Source organism: Halomonas sp. SpR8 (assembly GCF_031010195.1).
In the GTDB taxonomy this organism is placed as follows: domain Bacteria; phylum Pseudomonadota; class Gammaproteobacteria; order Pseudomonadales; family Halomonadaceae; genus Vreelandella.
The window spans coordinates 1-13,094 of sequence record NZ_JAUAMC010000001.1 but is presented as its reverse complement, the minus strand read 5'-3'; the positions used below and the strand labels follow the sequence as shown (position 1 = coordinate 13,094).

The following is a 13,094-nucleotide window of genomic DNA, read 5'->3' as shown; positions in this document are numbered from 1 at the left end:
TCCCCAGGCTGTGAGGCCTGGTTTTTTTTTGGGTTTAACCACCCCAACAAATGATGAGCTTCACCATGCCGAACCTTAACCAACCGCGCAATGTGATCCCAGGCTTTGGCTTGACAATGGGATTCTCGCTTTTCTATCTCGGCTTAGTCTTCCTGATTCCCGTTGCCGGATTACTGATATTTACCACGACCATGAGCTGGGCTGACTTTTGGTCTGCCATTAGCCATCCCCAAGTCGTGGCATCTTACAAACTCTCTTTTGGCGCGTCATTGATCGGCGCCTTAATTAACTTGTTCTTTGGCATGCTAGTGGCCTGGGTTCTGGTGCGCTATCGCTTTCCAGGTAAACGTATTGTAGATGCGCTAGTAGATCTTCCCTTTGCCTTGCCAACGGCTGTGGCAGGCATTGCCCTAGTGACGCTTTACGCCAGCACTGGCTGGGTAGGCCAACACCTTGACGTTTTTGGTATCCGCGTCGCCTATACCCAATTGGGTGTTGTGGTAGCTCTCACCTATATAGGCCTGCCCTTTGTTGTACGCACTGTGCAGCCGGTGCTTGAGGATCTCGAAGCGGAGTTTGAAGAAGTGTCAGCTAGCCTAGGAGCCAGCCGTTTCACGACTGTTCGGCGAGTGATTCTCCCTGCACTTCTACCGGCAGCATTGACTGGGTTTGCGTTGGCGTTTGCGCGCGCACTGGGGGAGTACGGTTCCGTTGTCTTTATCTCCGGCAACCTACCGTATAGAACCGAAATTACCCCATTACTAATAGTCACCAAGATTGAGCAATTCGACTATCAAGGTGCCGCCGCTATCGGCACGGTGATGCTGCTCGCGGCCTTCTTGCTACTGCTGCTGATTAATGGCCTGCAGTGGTGGGCTTCTCGGCGCCACTAAGGATATTTCCATGTCATTAACAAACACTTCATCTTCATTATCCAATTCTTCAATAGAAAAGCGCTGGCGTCGCGCTACTGAAGAGCCTGCTTGGCTACGGCTCAGCCTAATTCTTATTGCGCTTGCTTTTCTAGGTCTCTTCCTGGTGCTTCCGCTGATCGTGGTACTTTACAGCGCCTTCAGCCAGGGACTATCGGCCTGGCAAGCGGCCGTCACTGAGCCCGACGCCTTGGCAGCTATCCGCTTAACATTGCTGGTGGTGATTATCGTTGTACCCGCCAATATGGTGTTCGGCGTAGCGACCGCCTGGGCCGTTGCAAAATTCGAGTTCCGAGGTAAGTCCGTATTAATCTCACTGATCGACATGCCTTTCGCTATTTCACCGGTCGTGGTAGGCCTGATTTTCGTCGTCATGTTCGGCTCCCAGGGCTGGCTTGGCCCCTGGTTGTATGAGCACGACCTGAAAATTCTCTATGCGGTTCCTGGTATCGTGATCGTCATCATATTTGGAACACTGCCGTTCATTGCACGCGAACTTATCCCTCTTATGCAGCAGCAGGGTAAAGAGGAAGAAGAAGCCTCGTTAACACTCGGCGCCAACGGCTGGAAAACCTTCTGGTACGTCACGCTTCCCAACATCAAATGGGGGCTCATCTACGGCGTGATTCTGTGTAATGCCCGGGCGATGGGGGAGTTTGGTGCAGTAGCGGTTGTTTCTGGCCGGATTCGCGGTGAAACCAACACCATGCCCCTGCATATTGAAGTGCTCTACAACGAATACATGTTTACCGCTGCTTTTGCCGTCTCTTCGCTTTTGACAGGCCTTGCGCTCGTCACCATCGCGATTAAGAGCGCCGTTAAGTGGAACGATGAACGCCGCCAACGTATCGCCGCCGCCTGATCCCTTTGCGCTTCACAGAAATAAGAGACTATTTATGAGCATTGAAATCGATCACGTTAATAAACATTTTCGCGACTTTGTGGCGGTCGATAACGTCAGCCTCACCTTCCGTGACGGCGAGCTCACTGCTCTGCTCGGCCCTTCCGGTTCGGGTAAGACGACCCTGCTACGTATCATTGCCGGTCTTGAGCATCCTGATACGGGGCGAATCCGCTTTCACGGCGAAGACACCACCAACCTGCATGTGAGCGAGCGCGGTGTTGGCTTTGTATTTCAGCACTATGCCCTGTTCAAGCATATGACCGTGTTTCAAAACGTCGCTTACGGGCTAACCGTCCGGCCACGCAAAACCCGCCCCAGCAAAGTCGAGATTAAACAGAAAGTCATGCGTCTGCTGGAACTCGTACAACTGGACTGGACGGCCCACCGCTACCCTCACCAGCTTTCCGGTGGCCAACGCCAGCGGATTGCACTGGCCCGGGCACTGGCCGTGGAGCCTAAAGTGCTGTTGCTGGATGAGCCTTTTGGCGCACTGGACGCCAAAGTACGCGCCGAACTTCGTCGCTGGCTGCGCCGATTACACGACGATATTCACGTGACAAGCGTGTTCGTTACCCATGACCAAGAAGAAGCACTCGAAGTCTCTGACCGCGTTGTGGTAATGAACAAAGGCCGCGTAGAGCAGGATGGCTCACCGGAAGATGTTTATGACCACCCGGCCAATCCATTCGTGTACCAGTTCCTCGGTAATGTGAACCTGTTTCATGCGCGGGTGCATGACGGGATTGCCCGCATTGGCGATGTACAACTGCCGGCGCCTGAATTTCAAGGCTACAAGAATGAGCAAGGCCAGGCTTACGTGCGCCCCCATGAAATTGAGGTATTCGCCCAGCGTGAACATGACGACGCCCTGCATGCCAAGATTGAATTGGTTTCGGTCGTTGGCCCCACTGTAAGGCTTGAGTTGCGTACTGATAACAGCGAAGAGCTGGTTCACGCAGAGCTGGCCAAGCACCGCTTCCGGGCATTAGGCTTAGCGCAAGGTGGCGATGCCTGGATTCGCCCCACATACAGCCGCGTGTTCTTGCCGGATGAACGTGTTTCAAACGGCTAAGGGCCTAATGAGGAAGTGGCGTCGCTGGTGCAAACAACACCAGCGGCCAGCCCGCTCTGCCTCAGATAAAACCCAGCCAGCCCCCTGGTTTGGACCGCGTGACATTACTGACTGGGTGGATGGGCCTTGAGGCTAGTTAGCCATTCAATTCACGGTACGACGTTGTAAGTAGCATAAAATAGATTTACGAACGATTTCACCCATACCTCCTGCTAGTAGCCCCCAAAAAGGGTCAACCAGGACAGTAATGACGGTGGTAATCGCGATCACTGGCCAGCAGGATCGCTTACAATCAAACAATCGTTTCGTTACTGCTAATTGGCCAGCGGTTACAAATAGTAAGGCCCCCAGGCCAGCTACCGGAATAGCAGATATAATAGTAAGCCCCACCCCGCCGGGAATCAGAGCAAAAGCGATTAATGCCAGCCCTAACATTAGTGGGGCTGCACCACTACGCGCTCCAAATCGATAATGGGCAGTTACCCCACCCGCGCCATGGCACATGGGTAATGCACCGAATGGAGTGAGGATTAGATTTGCCAAGCCACTGGTAATAGATAATTTTACAGGCGTCACATGGGAAGCACGCTCTCCATGATAATCAACAGCCAGGAGAGCTGTGAGCAGTATTGCGTTGGTGAATGTTAGCGAAAGTTGGGGCAGAACGAAGACTGATAGCGCACGTTCAAACTCCGCTATTGTGGGTAATGAAGGGATAGATATGATACCGGAACTTACCTCACTAAGGTTCAATTCCAATCCTGGTGTATTAAGCACTTGGGCCAATACAGTTGAGACGATCAGCGCAATTAACACTGCCGGATAACGAGGAAAAAACAATAGACCTAAAAGTAGTCCTAGCGTCACAATCGCCACCAGTGGAGCTGGCAGCATAAGACCAATACTCATGTAGCCAAGTACGATACCTAAGCCAAGCTGGAGACCCGCCAATACCGACTGAGGTACGAGGCGGCCTATTCGTTTAATCCAACCGGTGCCACCCAATATCAACAGCGTTAATCCAATCACCATACCGCTAACAGCAAGCCCACCTGGGGCTATACCTGCCGTCAGCATGGCGGCCGCTACTGCTTTCATCGGCTGTACAGGGATCGGAAGTCGATAGTAAAAAGCTGAGCCGATATAAAATAGTGCAAAACCAAGTAAAACAGGAGTAGGCGCTAGTCCAATTAAAGCAATGGTACCTAGCATAAGAGGTAAAAGCGTGCCTAGGTCACCTAAAGCACCACTGAATTCCCGAAAAGTAAATTCAAACGCTCTGCCTCTTTTTTCACCTCCGTACATATTTATTTTCCTATAAATAAGCAACTAAACGATATATAGCTAACTTAACCCTTATTCATCTGAGACGTCTCTTTTTAATGTTAAATCCGCAGGTCAAGCAAGAGAAAGCAGCGCAAATGAGCTAGACTCGCGTTCGAAGCGAATTTTAACAGCGTATAAGTAAGCGTGATTATTAATCAGCACTTTCTTATATAAAAATAGTGAGTTAGGGGGAGCATTATAGCGTAACGGGCGTCCATGCCCATTAGAACTTCTTTTTTTCCATACACTCAAAAAGCATGTGCCCCATGGAGCGACTCAAGAGCCTCCACCTTTAACGTGCTCAACCGTCCATCCGTGCGCTCTCTTGGGCGTGGGAGTGGCACGTTAATCGTATGCAGTATCGTACCTGGATGGCTTCCCATCACTAACACCCGGTCTGCCAGATAAAGCGACTCATCGATATCGTGGGTAACCAGCAAGATGGCAATACTATGGGAGTCGGCAATCGACAATAGTAAATCCTGCAACCGCATCCTGGTAAATGCATCCACCGCGCTAAACGGCTCATCCAATAGCAGTACATCTGGCTGCGAATATAACCCTCTCGCAATCGCAACACGTTGAGCCATCCCACCGGACAACTGCTTTGGTAGCGCACGCTCCCATCCTGCCAATCCCACCTCTGAGAGTAGTGCATGCGCTCGCCCGGTATCAGCCCGTTTACCATCAGAGAAACTGACATTTTCCTCCACTGTTAGCCACGGCATCAGTCGAGGCTCTTGGAAAATAAAGGCGACACGACGCGCCCCCTGTTGCTGACGCGAGTGATCGAGAAGCCTTACCTGCCCAACATAATCGCGATCCAGGCCCGATGCGATTCTTAACAATGTGCTTTTTCCACAGCCACTAGGGCCTAGCAACGCAACGACTTCCCTGGGTTTTATCCCCACGTGAACATGATCAAGGATTAGCGTATCGCCAAAGCGCTTCTCATGAACATCAAGGCTTAATACATCTGTCATTATGTCTGTCGCTCCTTAATTGGCTGCGCTAAAAGCGTCTCGCCAGCGTAGGCTGCGCTCTTCGACAACCTTCAAAAGGGTATCAGTCAATTTGCCCATTACCGCTAATGAGACGATGGCAATAAGCACCAAGTCAGGTCGAGAGACCTCCCTACCATCCGTTAGCAAATATCCTATTCCCTGGGTAGCGGCTAATAGTTCAGCGGCGACGACACATAACCACGCCATAGACAGGCCGTTGCGTAGCCCCGTAAATAGATAAGGCTGGGCAGCGGGCACGAAGATACGCCGAATTTTCTCAAGGCGGGAGAAGTGGTACATATCCCCAACCTCGACAAGTTTGCGATCAACGTTACGGATACCGGCGACCAGGTTCATGTAGATAGGAAAGAAAGAACCTATAGCAATCAGGGTGATCTTGGAAGACTCACCAATACCTAGCCAAATCAGTAGTAAGGGTACCCAAGCGAGCCCCGGAACCGCTCTTAGCGCCTGAAACGTTGGGTCTATATATGCCTCGACTGACCGGCTAATACCTACAATCGCGCCTATTAATAACGCCAGAACCGCACCGCACATAAACCCTGCAAGGACGCGCCCGGTACTCGCCGCAATGTGCTGCCACAACGCCCCTTCCGCCAACTCCGCTAGGGTAACTGCCAGCTCACTAGGAGCTGGCATAAGATAAGAAGGGACCAATCCACTACGCACTACCACTTCCAGTAGAGCGATTAAAAACAGTGGAAGCAGCCAACCTCGCCATCGGCGCCTACCCCGTGCCACATTTTTGGCCATGGGGCGGGGATGGGCCTGGCCGCTATCTGCATTCGAGACATCGCTCACGTCGCTATGCGATGTAACTACTCGAGTCATGGTGACTCTCCCTCAAGTAGCTTATCGATTAAGGTTGTATCGACCAGACTATTCAAAGCGCCCTCTACATCGGCGTTACGACGTAGGATGCCATCGGCTTGGAGTAGCGGAACGACGGGTTCGATAGCCGCAATAAATCGCTCGTCAGGGATGGGTGAGTCGAATTTGTAACGGCCCAACTGGAGTTGGATTACCTCAACCGGCAGTTGTGTCTCATCGGCCACTAACTGAGCGGTTTCATCAGGATTATCGATGATCCATTGGCGGGCACGTTCATACGTTTCCAGTACGAGAGTAACGGCATCTGGATAGTCACGCAGAAAGTTTTCGGTGGTATTAAGCGATGCACCCAACCCAAACTCAGGATTACGATAAATAAAGCGGTTACCGGCCAACTCAGCTGCCGCCATGTGTGGATCCAACCCGGCCCACACATCCACACGCCCCTGCTCAAGTGCCGTTTTGCCATCAGGATGCTGTAGATGAACAATGCTGACATCACTGGGTTCAAGCTGATTAGCTTCTAGTGCACGTAACAGAAAGAAGTACGGATCCGTGCCCTTGGTAGCTGCTACGGTTTTACCTTCAATCTCTGCGATTGAAGTAATCTCTGAATCTTCCGTAACCACTAATGCGCTAGGTTCAGACCATAAATAGCTATAAATTGTTTTAACCGGCTGCCCATTGGCACGACTGATAAAGGCAGAAACACTCGATGTAAGTGCAAAACTAGTTGCTCGACTATTGAGAAACTCCAACGAATTATTACTACCGCGAGAGTGAACCCAATTGACCTCTACATCATGCTCTTCCAATGCTTCTTCTAGCCATCCGTGGTTTTTAATGATCAAACTTTGAGGAGAGTAATATGCATAGTCCAGACTTAACTGATCAGGGTAGTTGACCTCCGCCGAGGCTGTAGACATGCCAAGCGTCGACGTAGCTATTATTATAGCAGCCAATGAAAATAGTTTTTCTTTTTTAGTTTTCACTTCTTTTTCTCCACAACAACCAGGAAGGATCAAGGGGAGAAAACATAGTCATCAAGTTCAGCACTCGAGACAAATCACTTAACATGATAAAGGTATCAAAAAGCCTATATAACAAAATCAAAAAAGCCCCGGCACAGAGCAGGGGCTTTTAAAACTAAAACAATCAACAATAATAAAACCATGGAGCCTCTGATTAACGTTGGCACCCCCTCATGTAGGATTAATTTGATGCTGCTTATATAACTTGAAATCCATGAGTCCCATCTTTCTCCAACTGCGCGACTAAACCAAACTCCCAATCCAGATAGGCCTGCATGGCCTCTTTGGGATTATCCGTGCCTTCATATGGGCGTCGGTAGCGGTCGATCAGCGGTGATAACGCGTCGCCAGATCCTGCTTCTTCCGATAATCCCGCTCTACGCCAAGCTGCATTACCTCCCTCAAGCACAACCACCTTATGGGGCACTTGCTGGGCCAACTCTTGCCAGGCGTAACGGGCTAAGCGATCACTGCCGCAGGTTAAAACGATCACCTGATGCTGGGGTAGCGCTTTTACTTGGGAGACCACATCCGTACGCAGCACCCATTTAGCACCCGGGATGTGGCCTTTTTGATAGCGCTGATACGTCGTAAGATCGAAAACCGCTACACCGCCTTCACCCAGCAGTGTCGCTAGGCTTTCCGCCGTCACTACGTCAGCAGACTGCACCGGCGGATACCGGCGTTTTTCATCGCCTGACTCCGTGAAATGACTAAGTTCGACGCCCTCAAGCACATAGACCTCCCACCCCATTTGCGCCAGCCAAGATGCCGTCATGTTGGCACGTACGCCATCGTCGTCTACCAGCACCACCCTGGCGCCTCTCACCGCCGCATGATGATCCGTCTCTTGAACTAACTGGCCTCCTGGTGCAGAGAAGGCGCCAGGAAAATGCCCTGCAGTAAACTCATCAGGAGTTCGTACGTCGAATAGATAGGTGGTGCGAGTGGCGTTCTGCTGCCAAGTAAAAAGCTGATCTCGTTTCGCTCTTTTTACACCGGCTCGGTCTGCCACTGCATGTGCAGAGGTCGCCGCTGTCAAACGTGTTTCATCGCTAACGGGCTGAAAAGACCGGGACTGCCCATGCTCAAGAGTCTGCCCAGCCAGTGTCCAGCCGATAGTGCCATTGCGCAGCGCCGCGACAGGGTTGGGCACACCAGCGTTGATCAATGACTGTGTACCAATAAGACTGCGCGTACGACCCGCACAATTAACAATTACCTGGGTGGAGGGGTCTGGGGCAAGCTCCTTTACACGCAGCGCTAACTCCGCTCCCGGCACGCTGATGCCGGTAGGAATACTCATGGTTTGATACTCATCAAAACGACGCGCATCCAACACCACGACATCCGCCCTGGCATCAAGTAATGCCTTTACCTCTTCAGCCGCAAGTGAAGGCGTATGCCTCACCGATTCCACCAACTCTCCAAAGGCCTTGCTGGGGGAGTTAACATCATGAAATATCTCACCTCCAGCCGCCTCCCACCCTTTTAGCCCCCCTTTCAGAAGCGCAACGTCGCTGTATCCCCAACCAGAGAGCTTTTGATAGGCCTGCTCTGCCAAGCCCTCACCGTTGTCATAAACCACCACCGGTGTATTTAAACGAGGAACCCGGGTAAAAATCTCCAGTTCGAGGCGCGATAGGGGAATGTTGCTAGCAAAGAGAGGGTGCCCTTCTGCAAACGGGGCTTCTTCACGGACATCGATAATGGCGATTTCACATGAGTTTATCAGGTCACTTCTGACTCTTTCTGTACTTATTTTTTTATACACCACCACACCCCCTTATCTTAACTCTAGATATGTAAATCTAATTTTTTCACATAACTTCCACCCTTCCAATTAAATCACCTCTGCGCTTTTTGATTATCACTTTTTATGAATAACCTTTTCTGTTTTAACTATTTAAGCGAATAGGAATCGCGTTGGTAGCATAAATCAACATTCTTTCTAGCTTAATTCTTTATTTCACGGTTTTTTCCATTTTTGGAGGGATTGTCTATGTCCATAGCATCACAAAGGTTAGCGTCTAACAGGTGGGCCGACAGCGCACTGCCATGGGCGGTTCCCATTGTATTAATACTACTCTGGCAGTTGGCGGTGTCGTTCGGCTGGATTTCTAGTCGCATCATGCCAGCCCCTTTGGCAGTGATTGAAGCCGGCTGGCGGTTAACCGCTTCGGGGGAAATCTTCTACCACCTGGGGGTTAGCTTTCAGCGCGCGGCATTGGGGTTTGTGATTGGCGGTGGTATTGGGCTGGCACTGGGCCTGATTAGTGGGCTTTCTCACTGGGGGGAACGGTTGCTCGACAGTACCGTGCAGATGATCAGGAACATTCCGCATCTGGCATTGGTTCCGCTGGTCATTCTCTGGTTCGGGATTGATGAAACAGCCAAGATCTTTCTCGTGGTATTGGGTACTGCCTTTCCCATTTACCTCAACACCTTCCATGGCATTCGCAATATTGACTCCAACCTGATGGAGATGGCGCGCAGCTACGGCCTGTCTGGCTGGCCGCTCTTTACCAACGTGATTTTACCGGGTGCCATGTCGTCAATCCTAGTGGGCGTACGTTACTCGCTGGGGTTGATGTGGCTAACGCTTATCGTGGCAGAAACTATTTCAGCCAGTGAAGGCATTGGTTATCTGGCCATGAATGCGCGTGAATTTTTGCAAACCGACGTCGTCGTGCTCGCCATTGTGCTCTATGCGTTACTTGGCAAATTAGCTGATGAAGCTGCCCGCTTCCTAGAGCGTCGCTGGCTGCGCTGGCACCCCGCCTATGTTAAGGGAGACTGAACATGAGCTTTTCTACCTATACAGAAACAACGACGCCAGTTAAAGAAAGCGCTGCCAGCAGTGCTCGCACCGCCCTCTCTTCCTCGAAAGGTGGTACGCATTTACACCTCAAGGGTGTGGTTAAAAAGTTTGGCGAGCTGGAAGTACTGAAAGGCATCGACCTAGAGATCGAGAAAGGCCAGTTCATTGCTATCGTGGGCCGTAGCGGCTGCGGAAAAAGTACGCTACTGCGCCTGATTGCCGGATTAGATCGCCACAATGCGGGCACATTAAGTGCCGATGGCCATGCTGACCTCGCCTCCACAGATATCCGTTTAATGTTTCAGGATGACCGGCTGCTGCCCTGGAAGTCCGTTATCGACAACATTGGACTTGGCCTTAAAGGCGACTGGAGGCCCCGCGCGTTAAGAGTATTAGAAGAGGTCGGCCTTTCAGACAAAGCCGATGTGTGGCCCGCCAAACTTTCAGGTGGACAACGCCAGCGTGTTGCCCTTGCGCGTGCACTTATTCATCAGCCGCAGCTACTGCTACTGGATGAACCTCTTGGCGCGTTGGATGCACTCACCAGAATCGAGATGCAGCGCCTCATTGAACGATTATGGCAACAACATGGTTTCACCGTATTACTGGTTACCCACGACGTTCAGGAAGCTGTGCAACTGGCAGACCGCGTGATTGTTCTGGAACAAGGGCAAATTGGCATGGATAAGGCAGTAGACCTTGCCAGGCCCCGTGAACAAGCCAGCGCTGATGTTTCTGCCATTGAAGGAAAAGTGCTGAAACGCGTCTTAGGCCAATAACAACCATCTGACCTTACCCTGCTCTCCTCTCATAACCCCAATGCACACGGAATGTGCCCATTAAGGAATAACTCCATGAAACCTTTCGCTCTGCCACTCGCCTTTAAACGAACCGCCATCGTGGGGGCTTTAGCAACAGCCACACTACTTCAAGCACCGCTTACCCTGGCCGAAGAGTTACGTATTGGCTATCAGCGCTCGTCTACTCTGATGAGTGTTTTAAGGAACAACAATTCGCTTGAAGATAAACTCGCTGAGCAGGGCGTCACCATAGACTGGTACGAATTCACCAGCGGCTTACCGATGCTGGAGTCTTTAAATGTCGGCAATATCGACATCAGCGCTGATGTCGCTGATACCGTGCCGATTTTTGCCCAAGCAGCCGGTGCCGACCTCACCTTCTATGCCAGTGAAGCCCCCTCGCCTGGCGGTCAGGCGCTGATCGTACTAGAAGACAGCGACATAGAAACATTGGAAGACCTCGCCGGTAAGCGAATTACCGTGACACGCGGCGCGGGCAACCATTACTTACTGATTGCCGCCCTTGAAAGCGTTGGCCTCACACTAGATGACGTACGCGTCTCCTATTTGCCACCTGCCGATGCCCGCGCCGCCTTTGCCCAAGGCAATGTAGACGCCTGGATTGCGTGGGAACCCTTCCTCTCTACCTCCCGCGCAACCCTTGAAACTCGCACTATCACAGATGGGAGCGACGGGTTAGCCAGCTACACACGTTATTACCTGGCGGCCACGCCCTATGTAGAAGCGAACCCTGAGGTGATATCAACCGTTTACGAAGCACTAAACGAAGCGGGCAACTGGGTAAACGAGAACCCAGAAGAAGCCGCCGAGCTGTTAGCACCGCTCTGGGGCAATCTTGATCCTGACATTGTACAAACGGCCAACCTAAACCGTAGCTATGACGTTCAGCCTGTCACGCTGGAAGGCCTTGGCGAGCAGCAGAAAATTGCTGATGCCTTCTTCGCCGCGGACATTCTGCCTCACGCCGTTGATGCAACGGACTCACCCATTTGGCAACCAGGAGAATAAGATGACCGCACCTTCTGTTGCTTCCCAAACAGCTGCGCCTGTCACAAAAGGGAAGTTTCTGTGGTTTTTACCCACTCATGGAGATGGGCACTATTTGGGAACGGCCAAAGGAGGCCGCGAAGTTAGTCTTGGCTACCTTAAGCAAATTGCCCAAGCGGCAGACCAGCTCGGCTTTTACGGGGTTCTTCTTCCCACTGGCCGAAGCTGTGAAGACTCATGGGTGATTGCCTCCGCTCTGGTACCCACCACCGAGCGCTTGCGCTTTCTCGTTGCAGTGCGCCCTGGGTTGCAGTCACCCACCGTGGCAGCGCGTATGACCGCAACCCTTGACCGCATTTCCAATGGCCGATTGCTGATCAATGTAGTGACTGGGGGCGACCCCGTTGAGAACAAGGGCGATGGTATCTTCCTGCCCCACGATCAACGATATGAAGTTACCCGAGAGTTCCTGGATGTCTACCGTGGCTTACTAGCGGGTGAAAATGTTACCTACCAAGGTAAGCATATCCGCATTGAAGAGGGCCAACTGATTTTTGAACCGGCTCAAACGCCCTACCCACCCCTTTATTTCGGTGGTTCATCGGTCGCAGGCATCGAAGTAGCGGCGGATATCGTTGATAAATATCTCACCTGGGGTGAGCCACCGGCACAAGTGGCCGACAAGATTGCGACCGTGCGTGAAGCAGCCAACAAGGCAGGCCGTGAATTAACGTTTGGCATCCGGCTGCATGTCATTGTACGCGACACGGATGAAGAAGCGTGGGCAGCGGCGGATAAACTCATTGAGCATGTGGATGATGAGACCATTGCCGCTGCACAGAAGACGTTTTCACGTATGGATTCCGAAGGCCAGCGCCGGATGGCCGCCCTGCACGGTGGGCGGCGGGATAAACTTGAGGTCAGTCCCAACCTATGGGCAGGGGTGGGCTTAGTGCGCGGCGGCGCAGGCACCGCATTAGTCGGTAGCCCAGAAACCGTGGCCGAGCGTATTCGAGAGTATATGGCGGTGGGCGTCGATACCTTTATTTTCTCAGGTTACCCACACCTGGAAGAGGCTTACCACTTTGGTGAAAAGGTACTTCCACTGCTGCCAAAAGACCACGAGCCGCCACCCGCGCTCGACACTCTTCGCGCAGCGGTGCGCGGTGAAATAGTTGCTAACAGTGCCAAGCCTCGCTAAACAAACACTTTTTAATCCTGAATTCAACTAATAAGTGCAGCACCTGCGGTTTCTAGTGCTCCTGAGTATTCCCCTAAGAACACTTGAGCTGGGGTTCGGTATCCCAGCCGTTTCCTTGGTCTATCGTTCAGCTTATTGACGAC

12 protein-coding genes are annotated in these 13,094 nt (G+C 51.8%); 7 read left to right on the top strand and 5 right to left on the bottom strand.

From position 1 onward, the window contains the following. The first annotated feature begins 65 nt into the window (after positions 1 to 65). From cysT to QT230_RS00050, 3 genes are read left to right on the top strand one after another with little or no spacing between them, the layout of a single operon-like run. Positions 66 to 893, top strand: coding sequence for a sulfate ABC transporter permease subunit CysT (cysT, locus tag QT230_RS00060; RefSeq protein ID WP_308319426.1), 828 nt, complete (start codon positions 66 to 68; stop codon positions 891 to 893). Positions 894 to 903: 10 nt separating this feature from the next. Continuing rightward, positions 904 to 1,794: a sulfate ABC transporter permease subunit CysW gene (cysW, locus tag QT230_RS00055; RefSeq protein ID WP_308319425.1), complete on the top strand. Its 891-nt coding sequence runs from the start codon at positions 904 to 906 to the stop codon at positions 1,792 to 1,794. 34 nt (positions 1,795 to 1,828) lie between these two features. Further along, the gene (locus tag QT230_RS00050) at positions 1,829 to 2,908 is read left to right on the top strand and encodes a sulfate ABC transporter ATP-binding protein (protein WP_308319424.1); all 1,080 of its coding nucleotides are present in this window, start codon (positions 1,829 to 1,831) and stop codon (positions 2,906 to 2,908) included. A 144-nt stretch (positions 2,909 to 3,052) separates the two neighbouring features. Here the strand turns inward: QT230_RS00050 and QT230_RS00045 are convergent, their stop codons facing one another. From QT230_RS00045 to QT230_RS00025, 5 genes are all read right to left on the bottom strand, one after another. Next, entirely contained in the window at positions 3,053 to 4,213 is a 1,161-nt protein-coding gene (locus QT230_RS00045) for a putative sulfate/molybdate transporter (RefSeq protein ID WP_308319423.1), read from the bottom strand. Positions 4,214 to 4,482: 269 nt separating this feature from the next. Further along, entirely contained in the window at positions 4,483 to 5,217 is a 735-nt protein-coding gene (locus QT230_RS00040) for an ABC transporter ATP-binding protein (protein WP_308319422.1), read from the bottom strand. 15 nt (positions 5,218 to 5,232) lie between these two features. Next, the gene (locus tag QT230_RS00035) at positions 5,233 to 6,090 is read right to left on the bottom strand and encodes an ABC transporter permease (protein ID WP_308319420.1); all 858 of its coding nucleotides are present in this window, start codon (positions 6,088 to 6,090) and stop codon (positions 5,233 to 5,235) included. Next, a complete protein-coding gene (locus QT230_RS00030) occupies positions 6,087 to 7,016 on the bottom strand; it encodes an aliphatic sulfonate ABC transporter substrate-binding protein (protein ID WP_308319419.1) in 930 nt (309 codons plus the stop codon). Before QT230_RS00030 ends, QT230_RS00035 begins: the two co-directional genes overlap by 4 nt. A 301-nt stretch (positions 7,017 to 7,317) precedes the next feature. Further along, the gene (locus QT230_RS00025) at positions 7,318 to 8,895 is read right to left on the bottom strand and encodes a rhodanese-related sulfurtransferase (RefSeq protein ID WP_308319418.1); all 1,578 of its coding nucleotides are present in this window, start codon (positions 8,893 to 8,895) and stop codon (positions 7,318 to 7,320) included. 228 nt (positions 8,896 to 9,123) lie between these two features. Here QT230_RS00025 and ssuC point away from each other — a divergent pair, with 228 nt between their 5' ends. The 4 genes from ssuC to ssuD all read left to right on the top strand — a co-directional run bounded on the left by ssuC (position 9,124) and on the right by ssuD (position 12,951). Then, positions 9,124 to 9,921, top strand: coding sequence for an aliphatic sulfonate ABC transporter permease SsuC (gene ssuC, locus QT230_RS00020; protein ID WP_228632033.1), 798 nt, complete (start codon positions 9,124 to 9,126; stop codon positions 9,919 to 9,921). A gap of 2 nt (positions 9,922 to 9,923) precedes the next feature. Then, complete coding sequence (locus QT230_RS00015; protein WP_374694427.1) at positions 9,924 to 10,721, top strand: ATP-binding cassette domain-containing protein; 798 nt, start codon at positions 9,924 to 9,926, stop codon at positions 10,719 to 10,721. Positions 10,722 to 10,796: 75 nt separating this feature from the next. Continuing rightward, positions 10,797 to 11,771 (top strand): aliphatic sulfonate ABC transporter substrate-binding protein, encoded by a 975-nt coding sequence (locus QT230_RS00010; protein WP_308319416.1) that lies wholly within the window; start codon positions 10,797 to 10,799, stop codon positions 11,769 to 11,771. 1 nt (position 11,772) lies between these two features. Continuing rightward, positions 11,773 to 12,951 carry an FMNH2-dependent alkanesulfonate monooxygenase gene (ssuD, locus tag QT230_RS00005; RefSeq protein ID WP_308319415.1) on the top strand — a complete coding sequence of 393 codons (1,179 nt, stop codon included), beginning with the start codon at positions 11,773 to 11,775 and terminating at the stop codon, positions 12,949 to 12,951. Positions 12,952 to 13,094 lie beyond the last annotated feature (143 nt).

Excerpts from the sequence above, each read along its gene's own strand:
- QT230_RS00015 (WP_374694427.1), top strand. The coding sequence starts at position 9,924 with ATGAGCTTTTCTACCTATACAGAAACAACGACGCCAGTTAAAGAAAGC.
- cysW (WP_308319425.1), top strand. The coding sequence starts at position 904 with ATGTCATTAACAAACACTTCATCTTCATTATCCAATTCTTCAATAGAA.
- QT230_RS00010 (WP_308319416.1), top strand. The coding sequence starts at position 10,797 with ATGAAACCTTTCGCTCTGCCACTCGCCTTTAAACGAACCGCCATCGTG.
- cysT (WP_308319426.1), top strand. The coding sequence starts at position 66 with ATGCCGAACCTTAACCAACCGCGCAATGTGATCCCAGGCTTTGGCTTG.
- ssuC (WP_228632033.1), top strand. The coding sequence starts at position 9,124 with ATGTCCATAGCATCACAAAGGTTAGCGTCTAACAGGTGGGCCGACAGC.
- QT230_RS00040 (WP_308319422.1), bottom strand. The coding sequence starts at position 5,217 with ATGACAGATGTATTAAGCCTTGATGTTCATGAGAAGCGCTTTGGCGAT.
- QT230_RS00035 (WP_308319420.1), bottom strand. The coding sequence starts at position 6,090 with ATGACTCGAGTAGTTACATCGCATAGCGACGTGAGCGATGTCTCGAAT.
- QT230_RS00045 (WP_308319423.1), bottom strand. The coding sequence starts at position 4,213 with ATGTACGGAGGTGAAAAAAGAGGCAGAGCGTTTGAATTTACTTTTCGG.
- QT230_RS00050 (WP_308319424.1), top strand. The coding sequence starts at position 1,829 with ATGAGCATTGAAATCGATCACGTTAATAAACATTTTCGCGACTTTGTG.
- QT230_RS00030 (WP_308319419.1), bottom strand. The coding sequence starts at position 7,016 with ATGTCTACAGCCTCGGCGGAGGTCAACTACCCTGATCAGTTAAGTCTG.
- ssuD (WP_308319415.1), top strand. The coding sequence starts at position 11,773 with ATGACCGCACCTTCTGTTGCTTCCCAAACAGCTGCGCCTGTCACAAAA.